This window comes from Arthrobacter sp. NPDC057013 (genome assembly GCF_042674585.1).
In the GTDB taxonomy this organism is placed as follows: Bacteria; Actinomycetota; Actinomycetes; order Actinomycetales; family Micrococcaceae; genus Arthrobacter.
Genome location: NZ_JBHUSE010000002.1, coordinates 259,551 through 277,274, shown reverse-complemented (window position 1 = coordinate 277,274; position 17,724 = coordinate 259,551). Strand labels below are relative to the sequence as shown.

The following is a 17,724-nucleotide window of genomic DNA, read 5'->3' as shown; positions in this document are numbered from 1 at the left end:
TTGGGCCGCTTCGGCTCGTCCCACGGCTGCAGGCACTAGGCTGGTCCTGCAGCCACATATCCTGTCTGGCTATCGCTGCCGGACGCATCGAGATTGGTCAGAGTTTTGAAACTTGAACTCAAGGGGATCACCAAGCGCTTCGGCTCCCTGCTCGCCAATGATCACATAGACGTGGTTGTTGAACCCGGACAAATCCATTGCCTGTTGGGCGAAAACGGTGCCGGCAAGTCCACCCTGATGAATGTCCTTTACGGACTGTACGAGCCCACCGAGGGCGAAATTCTTATCGACGACCAACCTGTGGGCTTCCGCGGTCCCGGCGACGCCATGGCTGCGGGGATCGGCATGGTGCACCAGCACTTCATGCTGGTGCCCGTGTTCACGGTGGCCGAGAACGTAGCGCTGGGGGCCGAGCCAACCAAGGCCGGCGGCTTCCTGAATCTGGATGACACCCGCCGAAAGATCAAGGAGATGTCGGACAAGTACGGGTTCGACGTCGATCCCGACGCCCTCGTCGAGGACCTGCCCGTGGGGGTCCAGCAGCGGGTGGAAATCATCAAGGCACTGGTGCGGGACGCCAGAGTGCTGATCCTGGATGAGCCGACGGCGGTGCTGACGCCGCAGGAGACGGATGAGTTGCTGGACATCATGCGGCAGCTGAAGGCCGGCGGCACATCCATCGTGTTCATTTCGCACAAGCTGCGGGAGGTCAAGGCCGTCTCGGACACCATCACGGTGATCCGCCGCGGCAAGGTGGTGGGGAGCGCCGATCCCGGCGCCTCGACCACCGAACTCGCCTCGATGATGGTGGGCCGGGCCGTGAGCCTGACCCTTGACAAGGCACCCGCGCAGCCGCAAGAGACCACGTTCGAAGTGAAGGACCTCACGGTCATCGCCCCGAGCGGCCACCACACCGTTGACGGCATCAGTTTCAGCATCGCCCGCGGCGAGATTCTCGCGGTCGCCGGTGTACAGGGCAACGGCCAGACCGAGCTCACCGAAGCCATCCTCGGGCTGCAGGAGCGGGTCAGCGGCTCCATCCGGCTGGACGGGAAGGAACTGCTTGGCCGCAGCGTCAAGGAAGTGCTGCAGGCCGGCGTCGGCTTTGTCCCCGAGGACCGCAAGGTAGACGGGCTGGTGGGGACGTTCTCCGTGGCGGAAAACCTGGTGCTCGACCTCTACGACAAGGCCCCCTTCGCCAAGGGGATCAGCATGAGTCCGGCCAGGATCCTGGAGAACGCCAGTTCCCGGATCGGCGAGTTCGACGTCCGCACACCCTCGGCCTTGGCGGCTGCCGGAACCCTCTCCGGCGGCAACCAGCAGAAAGTGGTGATGGCACGGGAACTCTCCCGGCCGCTCCGCCTGTTCATCGCCTCGCAGCCTACCCGCGGCGTGGATGTCGGATCCATCGAGTTCCTGCACCGGCGCATCGTTGCCGAGCGGGACCAGGGCACACCAGTCATGATCATCTCCACCGAACTGGACGAGGTGATGGAACTCGCTGACAGGATCGCTGTGCTCTACAAGGGCAAGCTCGTGGGAATCGTTCCTGCGGGCACCGGGAGGGACGTCCTGGGCCTCATGATGGCGGGCCTCTCTCCCGATGAGGCCGCCACGGACGCGGCTCATGCCGGCCACACACAGCCAGGCGTAGCCACCGCCCGCGCCGACACCGCCCACATCGACACCGCCAGCGCCGCAGGAGGGGACCATGCCTGACCAGGAACACCACGACGGCAAAACCACCGTCGACCACAAGGCCACAGTCCACAAGCCGCACACCCCGAAACCGGCAGACGAGGAAACCGCCGCCGTCGCGTCGCTGGACACCGCAGGCGGGGTCATGGAGCCTTCTGCGGTTCCAGCCTCGGCCCAGAGCGGCAAAATCCCCGGCGGTCCGGAAAGCGTCGCACGACGGATCTTTGCCGGCAGCGGCATGGTGTCCGTTCTTGCCGTGCTGCTGGCCCTCATCCTTGGCGGTTTGCTGATCGCCCTCACCGACAAGCAGGTAGCGACCACCGCCACCTACTTGCTGGCCCGCCCCACCGACTTCCTGTCCGCGGTGTGGAGCGCCGCCACCCGCTCCTACTTGGCCCTGTTCCAGGGCTCAGTCTTCAATCCGCGCGGTTCAGGCCTGGCCGGGCAGTTCGCGCCGCTGATGGAGACACTGACCATCGCCACCCCCCTCATCACCGCGGGCCTCGGCGTGGCCATCGCGTTCCGCGCGGGGCTGTTCAACATCGGCGCCCAGGGCCAGATCATCGTAGCGGGCATCCTCGCCGCGTGGGTCGGATTCGCCCTGCACCTCCCCGTCGGCCTGCACCTGCTCCTCGTGCTCGTGGCTGGCATAATCGGCGGCGCATTTTGGGGCGGCCTGGTGGGGTACCTCAAGGCTCGCACCGGCGCCCACGAGGTCATCATCACCATCATGTTCAACTACATCGCGCTGTACTTCCTGCAGTACCTGCTGAACACCCCGGCCTTCCAGCGGCCCGGGGAGACCAACCCGATCTCCCCCATCCTGGACCCCAACGCCGCCTACCCGCAGATCTTCGGCAGCCAGTACCGCCTCCACCTCGGGTTCCTGCTGGCCATCGCCACCACGGTCTTCGTGTGGTGGCTGCTGAGCCGCTCCACGGTTGGCTTTGAATTCCGCGCGGTGGGCGCCAACCCCAAGGCGGCACAAACCGCCGGCATCAACGTTTCCCGCGCCACGATCCTGGTGATGGCCATCGCCGGCGGCCTCGCCGGCATGTCAGGCGTAGCCCAGGTGGCCGGCACCGAGAAAGTCCTCACCGACGGCGTAGCCGCAACGTACGGGTTCGACGCCATCACTGTGGCGCTGCTGGGACGCTCGACGCCGTGGGGGACTTTCGCGGCAGGCCTGCTGTTTGGCGCCTTCCGCGCCGGGGCCGTGCAGATGCAGATCCAGACCGGCACCCCGATCGATATAGTCCTCGTGGTTCAGTCGCTGATCGTGCTGTTCATTGCGGCCCCGCCGCTGGTACGCGCCGTCTTCGGGCTGAACCCGCGGCGCCGCAAGGCGGCACCCGCCAAGGCCAGGACGGCAGCCACCACCGGAGGCGCAGCATGAGCATCACAGCAACCTCGCCCCAGCCGGGCAAACCCCAGCCTGGCAAGTCTGGGGCGCGAGCCGCGCGGCCGGGAACGGAACGGCGGACTGATATCTCGGAAAAGCCCGTGACGTGGAAGGTCCCGGTCCTGTTGTCCGCCCTGGGCATCGTGGCGTTCATCTTCTTCGGCCTTTTGGGACCCAACCAGACCGCAAGCTTCGGGCTGTCCTCCGGCGGGGACCTGTTCCAGCTGCCGGCCGTCCAGGTGCCCGCGTTCCTGGGCGGCATCATCCTGTCAGTCCTGATGCTCGGACTCGCAGGGTATGCCGTATACCTCAAGGCGAAGGACCGGCCCGCGCCGCGCTGGCTTCCGGTGACCTTCACGGTGCTGTTCCTGGCCGCCTTCCTGATCTGGGTGGTGGGTGGTGCCCGCACACCCAGCATCTCCCTCGCCGGCCTTATCGCAGGCTCGGTGACGCTCGCGGTGCCGCTGGTCTTCGGCTCCCTGTCGGGTGTGTTGTGCGAACGCGTGGGCGTCGTGAACATCGCCATTGAGGGCCAGCTGCTCGGCGGCGCCTTCACCGCGGCACTGGTCGCGTCCATGACCAGAAACCCCTTTGTCGGGTTGCTGGCCGCCGCGGCCGCTGGCGCGCTGGTCTCCATGGTGCTGGCGCTGTTCAGCATCAAGTACCTCGTCAACCAGATCATCGTCGGTGTCGTCCTGAACGTGCTGGTCTCGGGGCTGACCGGCTTCCTGTTCAACACGGTGATGCAGGCCAACAAGGCGCAGTTCAATTCGCCGCCCGGCCTGGACAACATCGACATCCCGGTGCTGTCCAGCATCCCCATCATCGGGCCCGTCCTCTTCAAGCAGTCTGTGGTGGGATATCTGATGTACATCGCGGTCATCGTGGTGTGGGTCGGCCTGTTCAAGACGAAGTGGGGCCTGCGGGTCCGCGCCGTCGGCGAGCACCCGCAAGCAGCCGACACCATGGGCATCAAGGTGAACACCACCCGGTTCTGGAATGTCACCCTGGGCGGGGCCATCGCCGGCATCGGCGGATCGTTCTTCACCCTGGTGGCCATCGACAGCTTCACGGAGGAGATCTCCGGCGGACGCGGCTTCATCGCCCTGGCAGCGCTCATCTTCGGCCGCTGGAACCCGGTCGGCGCTTTCTTCGCAGCCCTGCTGTTCGGTTTCGCGGACAACCTGCAGAGCATCGTGACCATCATCGGCACGCCTGTGCCCAGCCAGTTCATGGCCATGCTGCCGTACCTCGTGACCGTCCTGGCAGTGGCGGGGCTCGTGGGCAGATCCCGGCCGCCGGCGGCCAGCGGCATCCCGTACGTCAAGGGGTGACGCCGTTGCACAGCGACGCCACAGGCATCATCGACTGGAAGGCCCTGGAAGCAGCCGCCGTCGACGCGATGAAGAAAGCCTACGCGCCCTACTCCAAGTTCCCGGTGGGGGCCGCAGCCCTCACCGCTGACGGCAGGATAGTGAGTGGCTGCAACGTGGAAAACGCCAGCTACGGCCTGACGCTGTGCGCTGAATGCGCACTCGTGGGCAACCTGCAGATGACAGGCGGCGGCCTGCTCCGCGCCTTTTACTGCGTGGATGGCGCCGGCAACGTGCTCATGCCCTGCGGACGCTGCCGGCAATTGCTGTACGAGTTCCGGGCGCCCGGCATGGAGCTTATGACCACGCAGGGTATCAAGACCATGGACCAGGTGCTGCCCGACGCATTTGGCCCCGAACACCTGGAGGAAACCCGGTGACCCAGACGACCGAGGCGTTTGACGCCGTCGACATCATCCGCACCAAGCGGGACAGGGGCACGCTGAGCCCCCAGCAGATTGACTGGACCATCGACGCGTACACGCGCGGCGTCATCGCGGACGAGCAGATGGCCGCGCTGAACATGGCCATCCTGCTCAACGGCATGGACCGCGCCGAGATTTCCCGGTGGACCGCGGCCATGATCAACTCGGGGGAGCGGATGGACTTCTCCGGCCTCCGGCGGCCCGACGGCGGTGTGAAAACTACCACCGACAAGCACTCCACGGGCGGGGTGGGGGACAAGATCACCCTGCCGCTGGCGCCGCTCGTCGCCGTATTCGGCGTGGCGGTGCCTCAGCTGTCCGGCCGGGGACTGGGCCACACCGGCGGCACCCTGGACAAACTGGAATCCATTCCGGGCTGGCGGGCGGCGTTGAGCAACGACGAGATGATGGCCCAGCTTCAGGACGTGGGCGCCGTCATCTGCGCCGCCGGTGCCGGGCTCGCCCCCGCGGACAAGAAGCTCTACGCGCTCCGCGATGTCACCGGCACGGTGGAGGCCATCCCGCTGATTGCCTCGTCGATCATGAGCAAGAAGATCGCCGAGGGCACCGGATCACTCGTGCTGGACGTGAAGGTGGGCAGCGGGGCGTTCATGAAGGACGAGGCCGGCGCACGCGAACTGGCCGAGACCATGGTGGCCCTCGGCAAGGATGCCGGGGTGGAAACCGTGGCCCTGCTGACCAACATGGGCACCCCGCTCGGGCTCACCGCGGGCAACGCCATCGAGGTGGCCGAATCCGTTGAGGTCCTCGCCGGCGGCGGCCCGGAGGACGTCGTTGAGCTGACGGTGCGGCTGGCCGAGGAGATGCTGCACTGCGCCGGTGTTTCCGACGCCGACCCCGCCGCCGCGCTCAAGGACGGCCGGGCGATGGACGTCTGGAACCGGATGATCGCGGCGCAGGGCGGCGACCCCCGCGCCAAGCTGCCAGCGGCTAAGGAATCGGAAACCATCTACGTGCCCGCCGATGGGGTCCTCGTGGAGCTCGACGCGTTCGCCGTGGGCGTCGCGGCCTGGCGCCTCGGCGCCGGCCGGGCCCGGAAGGAAGATCCGGTGCAGGCAGGTGCGGGCGTCCGACTGCACGCCAAGCCGGGAGCCACCGTGCGTGCCGGCGAGCCGCTAATGACCCTGCTGACGGACAGCCCGGAGAAGTTTGCCCGGGCCAAGGAGGCGCTGGAGCACGCCGTCACCATCGCGCCGGAGGGTTCCAGGCCCGCGCAGCAGCTCATCATCGACCGCATCGCCTGACCGTGCAGGCCATCAATGACTTTATCCTGGCTGCCGCCGGCCAGCCGTGGGTCCTGTTCATAGTCCTCGCCTGCTGCGTCATCGATGGCTTCTTCCCGCCCATCCCCAGCGAATCGGTGGTGGTGGGCCTGGCCGCCGTCGCCGCGACGGCGGACGTTCCCAACCCGTGGCTGCTCGCGGCAGTGGCCGGCCTGGGCGCCTTCACCGGCGACAATGCCGCCTATCTCATCGGGCGCGGTGTGGGCACGCAGCGCTGGGGGTGGATGCGCGGGCCGCGGATGCAGCGGGCCTTCCGATGGGCGGGACGCGAGCTGCGCAAGCGGCCGGCGTCGCTGATCCTCGTGGCGCGGTTCGTCCCCATCGGCAGGGTGGCAGTCAACCTGACCGCGGGAGCCACGCATTATTCGCACGCGCGCTTCATCGGGCTGACTGTGCTTTCCGCCACCCTCTGGGCCTCTTATTCCGTAGCCATCGGGCTGTTCTTCGGCCAGTGGTTCGAGCAGAACCACCTGCTGGGGGCCGTGATTGCCATTGTTTGCGCCATTGTGCTGGGCATACTGGTGGACCTCGGCATCAACAGGCTCCGGGGCCGCCTTCAGGATCCGTTGGAGGAACGTTGACTTTCCATTCAAGGCGTAGCGGACTATCCTCCCGCCATGCGACACTAAAGAGCGATTTGCGTCACTTCCCGTCTTGTTATAGTCCCTAGGAGCAACCCCCGCGTGGAGTTTATTAATGAGGCCGTGCTCCATGCAGCGGGTCAGTGGTGGATTTATCCCGTTCTGCTCATGTTCTTCTTCGTTGACGGGTTCGCCATGGTGGTCCCCAGCGAGACGCTCATCGTTGCGCTCGCGGCCTTCTCCCGGCACAGCGGCGAGCCCAACCTCTGGATCCTGGGCCTGACTGCCCTCACCGGCGCCATGGCCGGCGACAACATGGCCTACATGCTGGGCCGGAAGATTGGCCTGGAGCGCTGGAAGTGGATGCGCCGGCCCAGGGTGCAGAAGGTCTTCGGCTGGGCGCGGTACGAACTGGAGAAGCGCGGGGCGGTGCTGATCTTCACGGCGCGCTACATCCCGTGGGGGCGCGTGGCGGTGAACTACGTCGCCGGCACCACCGGATACCCGCACCGCAGGTTCTTCCTGCTGGATGCCTTCGCCTGCTTCACATGGGTCGGTTATTCGCTCGGCATCGGCCTCGTGGCGAGCTCCTTCCCGTGGCTGCACCACAATCCGCTGCTGGGCGCCGGCATCGCGGTCGTGTTCGCCATCATCCTGGGCATCATCATCGACCACGCCCTCCGCTGGTGGCATAAGCGGCTCGGCCGCAACGATGCCGCGCCGGCGGCCAGCGCGCCGGACAGCAGCCCGGCGCCGGAAACCGGCGACGTTCCGGAACAGCGTAGTCGGGTAGCTTAGCGCTGCGGCCCGCCACGGGCACTGGGCGGCCTTCCCGACCGCCCGTCGCCACGCAGCGCGCTCGTTGGCATTGCCGCCGGTCCAACCCTAGAGTTGGTACGTGACTGAGCCAATCGTTGACGCCGCCCCTGCCCTTGACTTCGACCTGAAGAGCCTGCCCAAGGTATCCCTTCACGACCACCTGGACGGCGGCCTGCGCCCGGCCACCATCATCGAGCTGGCGGAGGCCGTGGGACACACCCTCCCGTCGACCGACCCGACCGCACTGGGCGAATGGTTCCGCGAATCCGCCGACTCCGGCTCGCTGGTCCGCTACCTTGAGACGTTCGACCACACGGTCGCGGTCATGCAAACCAAGGAAGGGCTGTTCCGCGTCGCCAAGGAGTTCGTGGAGGACCTGGCGGACGACGGCGTGGTGTACGGCGAAGTGCGCTGGGCACCTGAGCAGCACCTCCAGAAGGGGCTGACGCTGGACGAGGTTGTCGAGGCAGTCCAGGAAGGCCTCGAAGCCGGCGTGGAGGCTGTGGCCGAGACCGGCCGCGAAATCCAGGTGGGCCAGCTGATCACGGCCATGCGCCACGCCGACCGCGGCCAGGAAATCGCCGAACTCGCCGTCCGGCACCGCGACAAGGGCGCCGTGGGGTTCGACATCGCCGGCGCCGAAGACGGCTTCCTGCCCTCGCGCTTCCGGGACGCCTTCACCTACCTGGCCGAAAACAACTTCCCCGCCACCGTGCACGCCGGCGAAGCCGCGGGACTGGACAGCATCCAGTCCGCCCTCGTTGACGGCCGCGCGCTGCGGCTGGGCCACGGCGTCCGGATCGCCGAGGACATCATGGTGGAATTCGACGAGGACGACGCCGACGACGAGGACAGCGACAACATCGGCCTGGTCACCCTGGGCAACCTCTCCAGCTGGATCCGTGACCGCGGCATCGCCCTGGAAATCTGCCCGTCCTCGAACCTGCAGACCGGCGCCATTGCCGGCTTCGGCGAGGGCATCGAAAGCCACCCGCTGGACATGCTCTACCAGCTGGGTTTCAACGTCACCATCAACACAGACAACCGCCTCATGAGCGGCGTGACCCTCACCGACGAGTTCGAGCTGCTGGTGGAAACCTTCGACTACGACCTCGACGACCTGCTGGAGCTCACGCTCAACGCCGCCGAGGCGTCCTTCCTGCCGCTGGAAGAGAAGGAAGCCCTGGTGGAGTACATCAACGACGCATACGGCGACCTTGGCTGAAACCGTCCGCCCGCCTGACCCCACACCTGAGGTGGGGGAGCTGCTGGGGGTGATAGCGGCGCTCCAAGAGCACTGCCCGTGGATGGGAGCGCTCACCCACGAGTCGCTGGTGGAGTACCTGCTGGAGGAGGCCTACGAAGTGGCCGAAACCATCGAGACGGGTGCGGATGAGGCCGAACTGAAAGGCGAGCTGGGCGATGTGCTGCTTCAGGTGGTGCTGCACGCCCGGCTCGCCGAGGAACGCGGCGTGTTTACCTTCGGCGACGTCGCGCGCGGCCTCACCGGGAAGATGATCCGCCGCAACCCCCACGTTTTCCGGCCTGACGGTTCCCTCCAGGACTCCTTTCCGGCCACGGTGGAGGAGATCGTGCTCAAGTGGGATGCCGTGAAGAAGGCCGAAAGCCCGGAGCGCAGCACGCCCTTCGAGGGCATCCCCGTGGCTCTGCCCGCGCTGGCCCAGGCCCAGAAAACCCTGGACCGGGCCGGGCGGGCCGGGCTGCCTGTGGCTGAGCCCGTCCAGACCCCGGCGGTTGAACTCGCCGACACGATGGAAACCGAAGCCGAACTCGGTGAGCTGCTGCTCGCCGTCGTCCGTTCTGCCAGGAACAGGGGGTTCGACGCCGAGCGCGCCCTCCGCGGGGCCGTCCGGCGCTACCAGAACCGCCACAGGTGAAACTTCCGCGCCCGGACCATGACGTCCGGGTTCTGGATAGGTTTCCGTAACGTGCACCACTCTCGACTACGCTAGTCCCTGACGAGGACGTCGAGATTTTTCCCCTAAGTCCCCAGTAAATCGCCCACAAGGAGCACATCCATGGCGCTTATCGATGCCATCCACGCCCGCGAGATCCTCGATTCCCGTGGCAACCCCACCGTCGAAGTTGAAGTTCTCCTCTCCGACGGCCAGATCGGCCGCGCTGCCGTTCCGTCCGGTGCATCCACCGGCGAGCACGAAGCCGTTGAACTGCGCGACGGCGACAAGGACCGCTACCTCGGCAAGGGTGTCCAGAAGGCCGTTGACGCCGTCATCGACCAGATCGCACCGGCCCTGACCGGCTTTGACGCCACCGACCAGCGCAGCATCGACCAGGCCATGATCGACCTGGACGGCACCGCCAACAAGGGCAAGCTGGGCGCCAACGCCATCCTCGGCGTCTCCCTGGCCGTCGCCAACGCCGCAGCAGCCTCCGCTGACCTGCCGCTGTACAAGTACCTGGGCGGCCCGAACGCCCACGTCCTGCCCGTTCCGCTGATGAACATCCTCAACGGCGGCTCGCACGCGGATTCCGACGTCGACATCCAGGAATTCATGATCGCCCCGATCGGCGCCGAGACCTTCTCCGAGGGCCTGCGCTGGGGCGTTGAGGTCTACCACAACCTCAAGTCCGTGCTGCAGCAGAAGGGCCTCTCCACCGGTCTCGGCGACGAGGGCGGCTTCGCTCCGAACCTGCCGTCCAACCGCGCTGCCCTGGACCTGATCCAGGAAGCCATCCAGAACGCCGGCTACACCCCGGGCACCGACATTGCCCTGGCCCTGGACGTCGCCTCCTCCGAGTTCTTCAAGGACGGTGCCTACCAGTTCGAGGGCAAGTCCTTGAGCGCCGCCGAGATGAGCGCCTACTACGCCGAACTCGTTGCCGACTACCCGCTGGTTTCCATCGAGGACCCGCTGGACGAGAACGACTGGGACGGCTGGAAGATCCTCACCGATACCATCGGTGACAAGGTCCAGCTGGTGGGCGACGACCTGTTCGTCACCAACCCCGAGCGCCTGCAGCAGGGCATCGACGCCGCCACGGCCAACTCCCTGCTGGTCAAGGTCAACCAGATCGGCTCGCTGACCGAAACCCTGGACGCCGTATCCCTGGCCCAGCGCTCCGGCTACACCACCATCACCTCGCACCGCTCCGGCGAAACCGAAGACACCACGATCGCCGACATCGCGGTTGCCACCAACGCCGGACAGATCAAGACCGGTGCTCCGGCCCGCTCCGAGCGCGTTGCCAAGTACAACCAGCTGCTGCGCATCGAAGAGGAACTCGACGACGCCGCACGCTACGCCGGCCGCAGCGCGTTCCCGCGTTTCAAGGCCTAGTAGCCAAGCAAACAGCTGACCGGTGGCTATGGTGGAAAGACCATAGCCACCGGTTTTGTTTTTGGCGCCACACGTTACAGGAGTGTCATGGCTACCCGCCGTCCCAAAGTTCCCAGGGTGACCCCACCAGCACAGCAGTCCGCCGCCGGATCGGCCGGGGGAGACGTCATCCAGGCTGACTTTGGCGGCCCGCGTCCGGCGCCGGCAACCCATGACGCCGGAACGGGCACGGCACACGGACACGGGGGCGCCGCGAAGGCAGCAGGCAGCGTCGGCGCTGCGAAGCCTGGCGCCCGGGCCCAGTCCGGTCCGGGGAACAAAACCGGACCGGGCACCAAAACCGGGCCTGTTACGAAGGCCGGGGCCGGCACCAGGACTGGCGCCGGAAGGGCAGGCAGCGGCCGCGGGAAGGCCGGATCGTCGGCCGTCACCGGCGAGGAGGGGAACCTCGACCCCGTTCCTGCCAAGGCGTTTTCCGGCCGCATGCTGGCGCTGGCCGTAGTGATGGTTGCCATCACCATCATGCTGGCCCCCACGGTGAAGATCTTCATCGACAAGCGGGCCGAAATCGCGGCCCTGCAGTCGGACATCGCGGACAGCAAGGCCGACCAGGACAACCTCAAGCGGCAGGTCTCGCGCTGGCAGGATCCCAACTACGTCAAGCAGCAGGCCCGGGACCGCATTAACATGGTTATGCCGGGAGAGACCGGATACTGGGTATTCGGCAGCGACGTGCCGGCCGGCGCAGCAGGCAGCCAGCCCAGTGCAGCAGAAACACAAGACCCCGCCGACGTGCCCTGGGTGGATTCCCTCTGGAAGTCCATCAGGCGGTCGGCAACAGACTAGGAGCGGCGCCCGCCGCGGGACTGAACCGGATTTTCGGGGCAGCCAGATCCGGGCAGGAAGGACGGCCACGCCAGTGGACGACAACACGGCAACCGCTCCCGAATCCAGGCAGCCATCAGCGCATGACCTCGATGTGCTCAGCCGCCAGCTGGGGAGGCCGGTGCGCGACGTTGTGGAAATTCCGGCGCGCTGCGTCTGCGGCAACCCGCTCGTGGCGGCAACATCACCGCGTCTCAGCAACGGGACTCCCTTTCCCACCACGTTCTACCTGACCCACCCCGTCATCACCTCTGCGGTCTCCCGCCTTGAGGCGGCCGGCCTCATGAACGACATGAACGACCGGCTTGTTGCCGATGAGTCGCTGGCTGCCTCCTACCGGGCCGCGCACGAGGCCTACCTCGCTGCCCGCGCAGACATCGGGGCCCGCTCGGGGATAGACGGCGTTCCGGAGATCGACGGCGTCTCTGCCGGCGGCATGCCCACCCGCGTCAAGTGCCTGCACGTCCTGGTGGGACACTCGCTGGCCGCGGGCCCGGGTGTGAACCCGCTGGGCGACGAAGCCATCGCAGCCATCAGCGAATGGTGGACTGCCGACCGCTGCTACTGCGAGGGTGCCTGGGACACGGCCGGTGAAGCGCCGTCCCGGGACCTCAGCCGCCACGGCCCGCAGGGCCTGCCGGAGATTGTGGGCCGACCGGCGCCGGTTCGTAAATCCACGACCGCTGCTGCAACAGACGCAACCACCACGGAGGCAGGCGCATGACCCGGGTGGCCGCCATCGACTGCGGAACCAACTCCATCCGCCTGCTCATCGCCGACATTGACCGCAGCAACGGCGCCACGAAGCTCACCGACGTCGTGCGGGAAATGCGCGTGGTGCGGCTGGGCCAGGGCGTGGACGCCACCGGCGAGCTGGCGCGCGAGGCGCTCGAGCGCACCTTCGCGGCCACCGCGGACTACGCCGCGTTGATCCGGGAGTACCAGGCGCAGAAAGTGCGCTTCGTGGCCACCTCGGCCAGCCGGGACGCTCGTAACCGCCAGGTTTTCGTTGACGGCATCCGGAACCTCCTTGGCGTGGAGCCCGAGGTGATCAGCGGCCATGAGGAAGCCTCGCTGTCCTTCGCCGGGGCCAGCAGCGTGCTGCCCATCTCGGCAGAGGACAAAGTCCTGGTGGTGGACCTGGGCGGCGGCAGCACCGAGTTCGTGCTCGGCGACGCCAACGGGGTGATCGCCGCGAAGTCCGTGGACATCGGCTGTGTCCGGCTGACCGAGCGCCACCTCACGTCGGATCCGCCCACGGCCGAACAGATCGCCGCCGCAGAGGCCGACGTCGACGCCGCCATCGCCGAAGCGAAACTGGACGTTCCGCTGGAACGCAGCACCGCCGTCGTCGGGGTTGCCGGCTCAATCACCACCATCACGGCGCACGCGCTCAAGCTCCCCGAATACCTCCCGGCAGCCATCCACGGCGCCGAACTGTCCATCTCCGCCGTGCAGGCGGCGGCCACCGAACTGCTGCAGATGCCGCGGACGCAGCGGGCCGAACTGCCCTACATGCACCCCGGCCGCGTGGACGTCATCGGCGCCGGCGCACTGGTGTGGCGGCGCATCCTCACCCGCATGGGCGAGCTCAGCGGCGGCCGCATAATTACGGCCACCGCCAGCGAGCACGATATTCTGGACGGAATTGCCCTGAGTGCCGAGGCACCGAAGTAACCGAGTATTGGATCCTGAATGACCAGCGCAACAGCCCGGCTTGGCCGGACGGTCTCGGCCCTTCTGTCCGCGGTGCTTGCAGGCGGCATCGCCGCGTCCGCCGTCGCCACCGCACCCGCCGCACAGGCAGACTCCTGGCGGGACAAGGAGTACTGGCTCAAGGAAGCCGGCATCACCAAGGCCTGGGAGGTCTCCAAGGGCGCCAACGTGAAGGTCGCTGTGATCGACAGCGGCGTGGACGGAAGCCATCCCGACCTTAAGGGCGTGGTGGCCGGCGGCCATGACGTTTCCGGCGCCGGCGACCCCGACGGCGAGAAGAGCATCGGCGCCAAGCCCGAGCACGGCACGCTGGTGGCCACCATGCTTGCGGGCCGCGGGCACCAGCCGCCAAAGAAACCCGCGGCCAGTGCCAAGGCTTCCCCCAGGGCCACCGCAACGCCGTCCAGCGCCAGGCCGGACGGCATCATGGGCGTGGCACCCGAGGCGCAGGTCCTCTCCGTTTCCACCTGGCTGGGATCGGACAACCCCGGCGGCAAGAGCGACCAGGACCAGATCCCCGAAGCCGTGCGCTGGGCCGTGGACAACGGCGCCAAGGTCATCAACATTTCGCTGGGCAGCACCTCGCCGGAGTGGCCGCAAAGCTGGGACGCCGCCTTCCTCTACGCCGAGCAGAAGGACGTGGTCATCGTGGCCGCGGCCGGTAACCGGGTGGGCGGCAACGTCCAGGTGGGGGCACCGGCCACCATCCCCGGCGTGCTCACAGTCGCGGGCCTGGACCGCAGCGGGCGGGCGAGCACCGATTCCTCCTCGCAGGGCATCAGCATCGGCGTGGCGGCGCCGGCGGAGAAGCTCGCCGGTGGACTGCCCGGCGGCAGTTATGCAGAGTGGGCCGGCACATCTGGAGCCACCCCCATCGTTTCCGGTGTTGCGGCGCTGATCCGCTCCAAGTGGCCCGAGATGAGCGCCAAGCAGGTCATCAACAGGATCGTCTCCACCGCCAAGGACGAGGGCGCCCCGGGCAAGGACCCGCTGTACGGGTTCGGCGTCCTCAACGCCGAGGCGGCGCTCAAGGACGACGTGGCCGAAACGAAGACCAACCCGCTGGGGTCCATCGCGGACTGGATCCGCGTCCACCGGCGCGGGAACCTCGCAACACCCGCCCCGGAGCCGACAACGGAGGCGCCCACCGCGCAGGCCACGTTGCCGAAGGCGACCGTGCCGGTCGCGGTGCCGCCGTCGCAGCTGGACAGCGCGCTGCCGGCGGCTGTGGTCATCGGGTTCGGTGCACTCTTCCTGGCCATCATTGCGGCCGGGGCAGTGCAGCTCCGGCGGGCGTACCGGGCGTCCGGAGGGGCCTCCGGCGGGGGAGTGGAGGAGCCGGAAACCGGTGCCGTGACGAGGGTGGATCCGGCGGACCGGCCAAGTTAGTGAAGATTTTCACAAAGTACTGTACTCTGGAGTTATGGCAACCACCCCACAGCTCCAGGATCGTCCGCGTGTGCTCGTCGTCGGCGGCGGGTACGTCGGCCTCTACGTAGCACTCAAACTGCAGAAGAAGATCGCGAACGCAGGCGGCATCGTCACCGTCGTTGATCCGCTGCCCTACATGACCTACCAGCCCTTCCTGCCGGAAGTTGCCGGTGGAAACATCGAGGCCCGCCACGCAGTGGTCTCGCACCGCCAGCACCTCAAGCAGAGCGAGCTCATCCAAGGCCGCGTCGTCTCCATCGACCACGCCAACCGCACGGCCGTGGTTGCCCCGGCTGACGGCGGAGACAACTTCGAGATTCCCTACTTCGACGTCGTGCTTTCCGCCGGCGCCATCACCCGCACCTTCCCCATCAAGGGTCTGGCGGACAAGGGCATCGGCCTGAAGACCATCGAGGAAGCCGTTGCACTGCGCAACAAGGTGCTCGACCGCATCGAGCGCGGTTCCACCATGACCGACCCCGCGAAGCGCGCCCGCGCACTGACCTTCGTGGTGGTGGGTGGCGGCTTCGCCGGCATCGAGTGCATCACCGAGATGGAAGACCTCGCCCGCGCTGCCGTCCGCAATAACCCGCGCGTCAAGCAGGAGGAAGTCCGCTTCGTCCTCGTCGAGGCCATGGGCCGCATCATGCCCGAGGTCACCGCGCAGCAGGCCGAATGGGTCGTGGAGCACCTCCGCAGCCGCGGCATCGAGGTCCTGCTGAACACCTCGCTGGACAACGCCGAAGGCGCCCTGAAGCTCATCAACCTGCCGGACAAGACCCTGGCCCAGGAGTTCGAGTCCGACACCCTCGTGTGGACCGCCGGTGTCCAGGCCAACCCCATGGTCCGCTCCACCGACTTCCCGCTGGAACCCCGCGGCCGCGTCCGCGTGCTGCCGGACCTGCGCATCGCGGGCGACGAAGGCATCATCGACAACGCCTGGGCCGCCGGTGACATCGCCGCGGTTCCCGACCTGTCGGGCGGAGGCCTGCCGGACGGCACCTGCGTTCCCAACGCCCAGCACGCGCTGCGCCAGGCCAAGCGCCTCGCCAAGAACCTGTGGGCCTCCCGCTGGAACAAGCCGCTGGTGGACTACAAGCACAAGAACCTCGGTGCCGTGGCCGGCTTCGGTGAGTGGAAGGGTGTTGCCAACATCAACCTGCTCGGCCGCATCGGGCTCAAGGGCCCCCTCGCGTGGCTGGCACACCGCGGCTACCACGGCATGGCCATGCCGACGTTCGAGCGCAAGTTCCGCGTTGTCTTCAACTGGATCCTGAGCTTCTTCGCGGGCCGTGACACCACCCAGCTGCTGGATCTGGACAACCCGCGCGGCGCCTTCGTGGCCGCCGCCACCCCGGCGCCCAAGCCCGCCGCTCCGGCACCGGCCACTCCGGCCGAGAAGGCCGATGCCCCTGCCCAGGCCGGGGCCAAGGATGCTGTGACGGCTGAGGCCAAGTAGATCCCCACCGCCTCCCTAACTTCGCTTCGCTCAGCCGGGAACCCTCGGCGGCGTGGCACCTCTAATAACGACGGCGGCCGTTCCCTTTCGGGGGAACGGCCGCTTTCGCGTTTCCCCGGGTACGCCGTCCCGCGGGTGCGGTGCAGTTTCGCTGTGCACCCTCCCGGGAGCGGCGGGGTGCACACATAGACTGGCTGCATGACGGGTGAAAAGAACCTCCAGACTCTCCTTGCCTCGATGCGTCCGGTGCTCCGGGAAGGGGAGTACGTCTACGTTCTCTGGCCGCACGGCAGGCCGCTGGCGGGGCACGTTGAAGCCGCAGTCCGGGAAGCCGAGGGGCTCACGGTGGTCCTGCCACGGACCGAAGCGGACGCGCTGGACCTGCCCTACGATTTCGTGGCGGCCTGGATCACCCTGGAGGTTCACTCGGCCCTGGAGGCCGTGGGGCTGACGGCGGCAGTCAGCAGGGCGCTGACCCAGGCCCGGATCAGCTGCAACGTTCTGGCCGGGTTCCACCACGACCACCTGCTGATACCTGTGGCCGACTCGGCGCGGGCGCTCGAAGTCCTCGCCGAGCTCTCCGCCGCCAACGCCCCCGAACCGGAGCCGGTCCGGGAAGTGGTGCTGCGCAGCGAGCAGCCCGGGGACCGCGACGCCTTACTTGCCCTGACGGCCGAAGCGTTCGCCGTTTCCCCGGTCACCGGCCTGCCGGTGGAGGGGGAAGCTGTTGAGGTCAAGGTGCTCCGCGAGCTGTTCGACGCCGAGGAGTACCTGCCGGAGTTCAGCATCGTTGCGGAACTCGACGGCGAAATCGTCGGCCACGTGATCAGCACCCGGGCCTGGGTGGAGGACCTCGAGCTGCTGGGCCTCGGGCCCATCGGCGTCACGCCCCGCCTCCAGCGCCACGGCATCGGCACTGCACTGATGCGCGAAACCGTGGTCCGTGCCAACGCCGCGGGGGAGAAGGGCATCGCGCTGCTCGGAAGCACCGAGTACTACCCGCGGTTCGGCTTCGTCCCGGCGTCATCACTCGGCGTCGAGGCGCCGGACAAAAAATGGGGCGACCACTTCCAGCTGCTGCCCCTCGCCCTGTGGCCGGGCGGGGTCCATGGAACGTTCCGGTATGCCGGGCCCCTGGCCGCCGTCTGAGGCGATACGATTGACCGGGCGCCCCAGTAGCCCAATTGGCAGAGGCAGCGGACTTAAAATCCGCGTGTTGTGGGTTCGAGTCCCACCTGGGGTACTACTTTTCTCCTCCGCGTCGCCGGTGTTCCAATATGCAACGAGTGTTATGAGGATGTGACCTTAGTC

16 protein-coding genes and 1 tRNA gene are annotated in these 17,724 nt (G+C 67.3%); all 17 read left to right on the top strand.

Going from position 1 to position 17,724, the window contains the following annotated elements; genetic code table 11:
- The first annotated feature begins 105 nt into the window (after positions 1 to 105).
- On the top strand, positions 106 to 1,719 hold the full coding sequence (locus tag ACFTSA_RS05210) for an ABC transporter ATP-binding protein (RefSeq protein ID WP_377950138.1): 1,614 nt from the start codon (positions 106 to 108) through the stop codon (positions 1,717 to 1,719).
- Positions 1,712 to 3,094: an ABC transporter permease gene (locus tag ACFTSA_RS05205; RefSeq protein WP_377950137.1), complete on the top strand. Its 1,383-nt coding sequence runs from the start codon at positions 1,712 to 1,714 to the stop codon at positions 3,092 to 3,094. The genes ACFTSA_RS05210 and ACFTSA_RS05205 overlap by 8 nt, the downstream gene beginning before the upstream one ends.
- Positions 3,091 to 4,434: an ABC transporter permease gene (locus tag ACFTSA_RS05200; RefSeq protein ID WP_377950136.1), complete on the top strand. Its 1,344-nt coding sequence runs from the start codon at positions 3,091 to 3,093 to the stop codon at positions 4,432 to 4,434. Before ACFTSA_RS05205 ends, ACFTSA_RS05200 begins: the two co-directional genes overlap by 4 nt.
- On the top strand, positions 4,431 to 4,853 hold the full coding sequence (locus ACFTSA_RS05195; RefSeq protein ID WP_377950134.1) for a cytidine deaminase: 423 nt from the start codon (positions 4,431 to 4,433) through the stop codon (positions 4,851 to 4,853). Before ACFTSA_RS05200 ends, ACFTSA_RS05195 begins: the two co-directional genes overlap by 4 nt.
- Complete coding sequence (locus tag ACFTSA_RS05190; protein ID WP_377950132.1) at positions 4,850 to 6,163, top strand: thymidine phosphorylase; 1,314 nt, start codon at positions 4,850 to 4,852, stop codon at positions 6,161 to 6,163. Before ACFTSA_RS05195 ends, ACFTSA_RS05190 begins: the two co-directional genes overlap by 4 nt.
- 2 nt (positions 6,164 to 6,165) lie before the next feature.
- A complete protein-coding gene (locus tag ACFTSA_RS05185) occupies positions 6,166 to 6,783 on the top strand; it encodes a DedA family protein (protein ID WP_377950131.1) in 618 nt (205 codons plus the stop codon).
- 102 nt (positions 6,784 to 6,885) lie between these two features.
- Complete coding sequence (locus ACFTSA_RS05180; protein ID WP_377950129.1) at positions 6,886 to 7,581, top strand: DedA family protein; 696 nt, start codon at positions 6,886 to 6,888, stop codon at positions 7,579 to 7,581.
- A gap of 100 nt (positions 7,582 to 7,681) precedes the next feature.
- Positions 7,682 to 8,827 carry an adenosine deaminase gene (locus ACFTSA_RS05175; protein ID WP_377950127.1) on the top strand — a complete coding sequence of 382 codons (1,146 nt, stop codon included), beginning with the start codon at positions 7,682 to 7,684 and terminating at the stop codon, positions 8,825 to 8,827.
- An 82-nt stretch (positions 8,828 to 8,909) separates the two neighbouring features.
- Positions 8,910 to 9,500, top strand: coding sequence for a MazG nucleotide pyrophosphohydrolase domain-containing protein (locus ACFTSA_RS05170; protein ID WP_377950229.1), 591 nt, complete (start codon positions 8,910 to 8,912; stop codon positions 9,498 to 9,500).
- A gap of 141 nt (positions 9,501 to 9,641) precedes the next feature.
- Positions 9,642 to 10,922, top strand: a complete 1,281-nt coding sequence (gene eno / locus ACFTSA_RS05165; RefSeq protein WP_377950126.1) for a phosphopyruvate hydratase — start codon at positions 9,642 to 9,644, stop codon at positions 10,920 to 10,922.
- 87 nt (positions 10,923 to 11,009) lie between these two features.
- On the top strand, positions 11,010 to 11,768 hold the full coding sequence (locus tag ACFTSA_RS05160) for a septum formation initiator family protein (RefSeq protein ID WP_377950124.1): 759 nt from the start codon (positions 11,010 to 11,012) through the stop codon (positions 11,766 to 11,768).
- A 73-nt stretch (positions 11,769 to 11,841) separates the two neighbouring features.
- Positions 11,842 to 12,531 (top strand): DUF501 domain-containing protein, encoded by a 690-nt coding sequence (locus ACFTSA_RS05155; protein ID WP_377950123.1) that lies wholly within the window; start codon positions 11,842 to 11,844, stop codon positions 12,529 to 12,531.
- Positions 12,528 to 13,484, top strand: coding sequence for an exopolyphosphatase (locus ACFTSA_RS05150; protein WP_377950122.1), 957 nt, complete (start codon positions 12,528 to 12,530; stop codon positions 13,482 to 13,484). The genes ACFTSA_RS05155 and ACFTSA_RS05150 overlap by 4 nt, the downstream gene beginning before the upstream one ends.
- Before the next feature lie 18 nt (positions 13,485 to 13,502).
- Entirely contained in the window at positions 13,503 to 14,912 is a 1,410-nt protein-coding gene (locus ACFTSA_RS05145; protein WP_377950120.1) for a S8 family serine peptidase, read from the top strand.
- 34 nt (positions 14,913 to 14,946) lie between these two features.
- Positions 14,947 to 16,413 (top strand): NAD(P)/FAD-dependent oxidoreductase, encoded by a 1,467-nt coding sequence (locus ACFTSA_RS05140; protein ID WP_377950118.1) that lies wholly within the window; start codon positions 14,947 to 14,949, stop codon positions 16,411 to 16,413.
- Positions 16,414 to 16,611: 198 nt separating this feature from the next.
- Positions 16,612 to 17,562, top strand: coding sequence for an N-acetyltransferase (locus ACFTSA_RS05135; RefSeq protein ID WP_377950116.1), 951 nt, complete (start codon positions 16,612 to 16,614; stop codon positions 17,560 to 17,562).
- 20 nt (positions 17,563 to 17,582) lie between these two features.
- A tRNA-Leu gene (locus ACFTSA_RS05130) sits at positions 17,583 to 17,656 on the top strand.
- The last annotated feature ends 68 nt before the right edge of the window (positions 17,657 to 17,724 follow it).

Bases quoted from the DNA above. Each gene is read 5' to 3' on its own strand.
- ACFTSA_RS05205 (WP_377950137.1), top strand. From the start codon at position 1,712: ATGCCTGACCAGGAACACCACGACGGCAAAACCACCGTCGACCACAAG.
- ACFTSA_RS05200 (WP_377950136.1), top strand. From the start codon at position 3,091: ATGAGCATCACAGCAACCTCGCCCCAGCCGGGCAAACCCCAGCCTGGC.
- ACFTSA_RS05170 (WP_377950229.1), top strand. From the start codon at position 8,910: ATGGGAGCGCTCACCCACGAGTCGCTGGTGGAGTACCTGCTGGAGGAG.
- eno (WP_377950126.1), top strand. From the start codon at position 9,642: ATGGCGCTTATCGATGCCATCCACGCCCGCGAGATCCTCGATTCCCGT.
- ACFTSA_RS05160 (WP_377950124.1), top strand. From the start codon at position 11,010: ATGGCTACCCGCCGTCCCAAAGTTCCCAGGGTGACCCCACCAGCACAG.
- ACFTSA_RS05150 (WP_377950122.1), top strand. From the start codon at position 12,528: ATGACCCGGGTGGCCGCCATCGACTGCGGAACCAACTCCATCCGCCTG.
- ACFTSA_RS05145 (WP_377950120.1), top strand. From the start codon at position 13,503: ATGACCAGCGCAACAGCCCGGCTTGGCCGGACGGTCTCGGCCCTTCTG.
- ACFTSA_RS05140 (WP_377950118.1), top strand. From the start codon at position 14,947: ATGGCAACCACCCCACAGCTCCAGGATCGTCCGCGTGTGCTCGTCGTC.
- ACFTSA_RS05135 (WP_377950116.1), top strand. From the start codon at position 16,612: ATGACGGGTGAAAAGAACCTCCAGACTCTCCTTGCCTCGATGCGTCCG.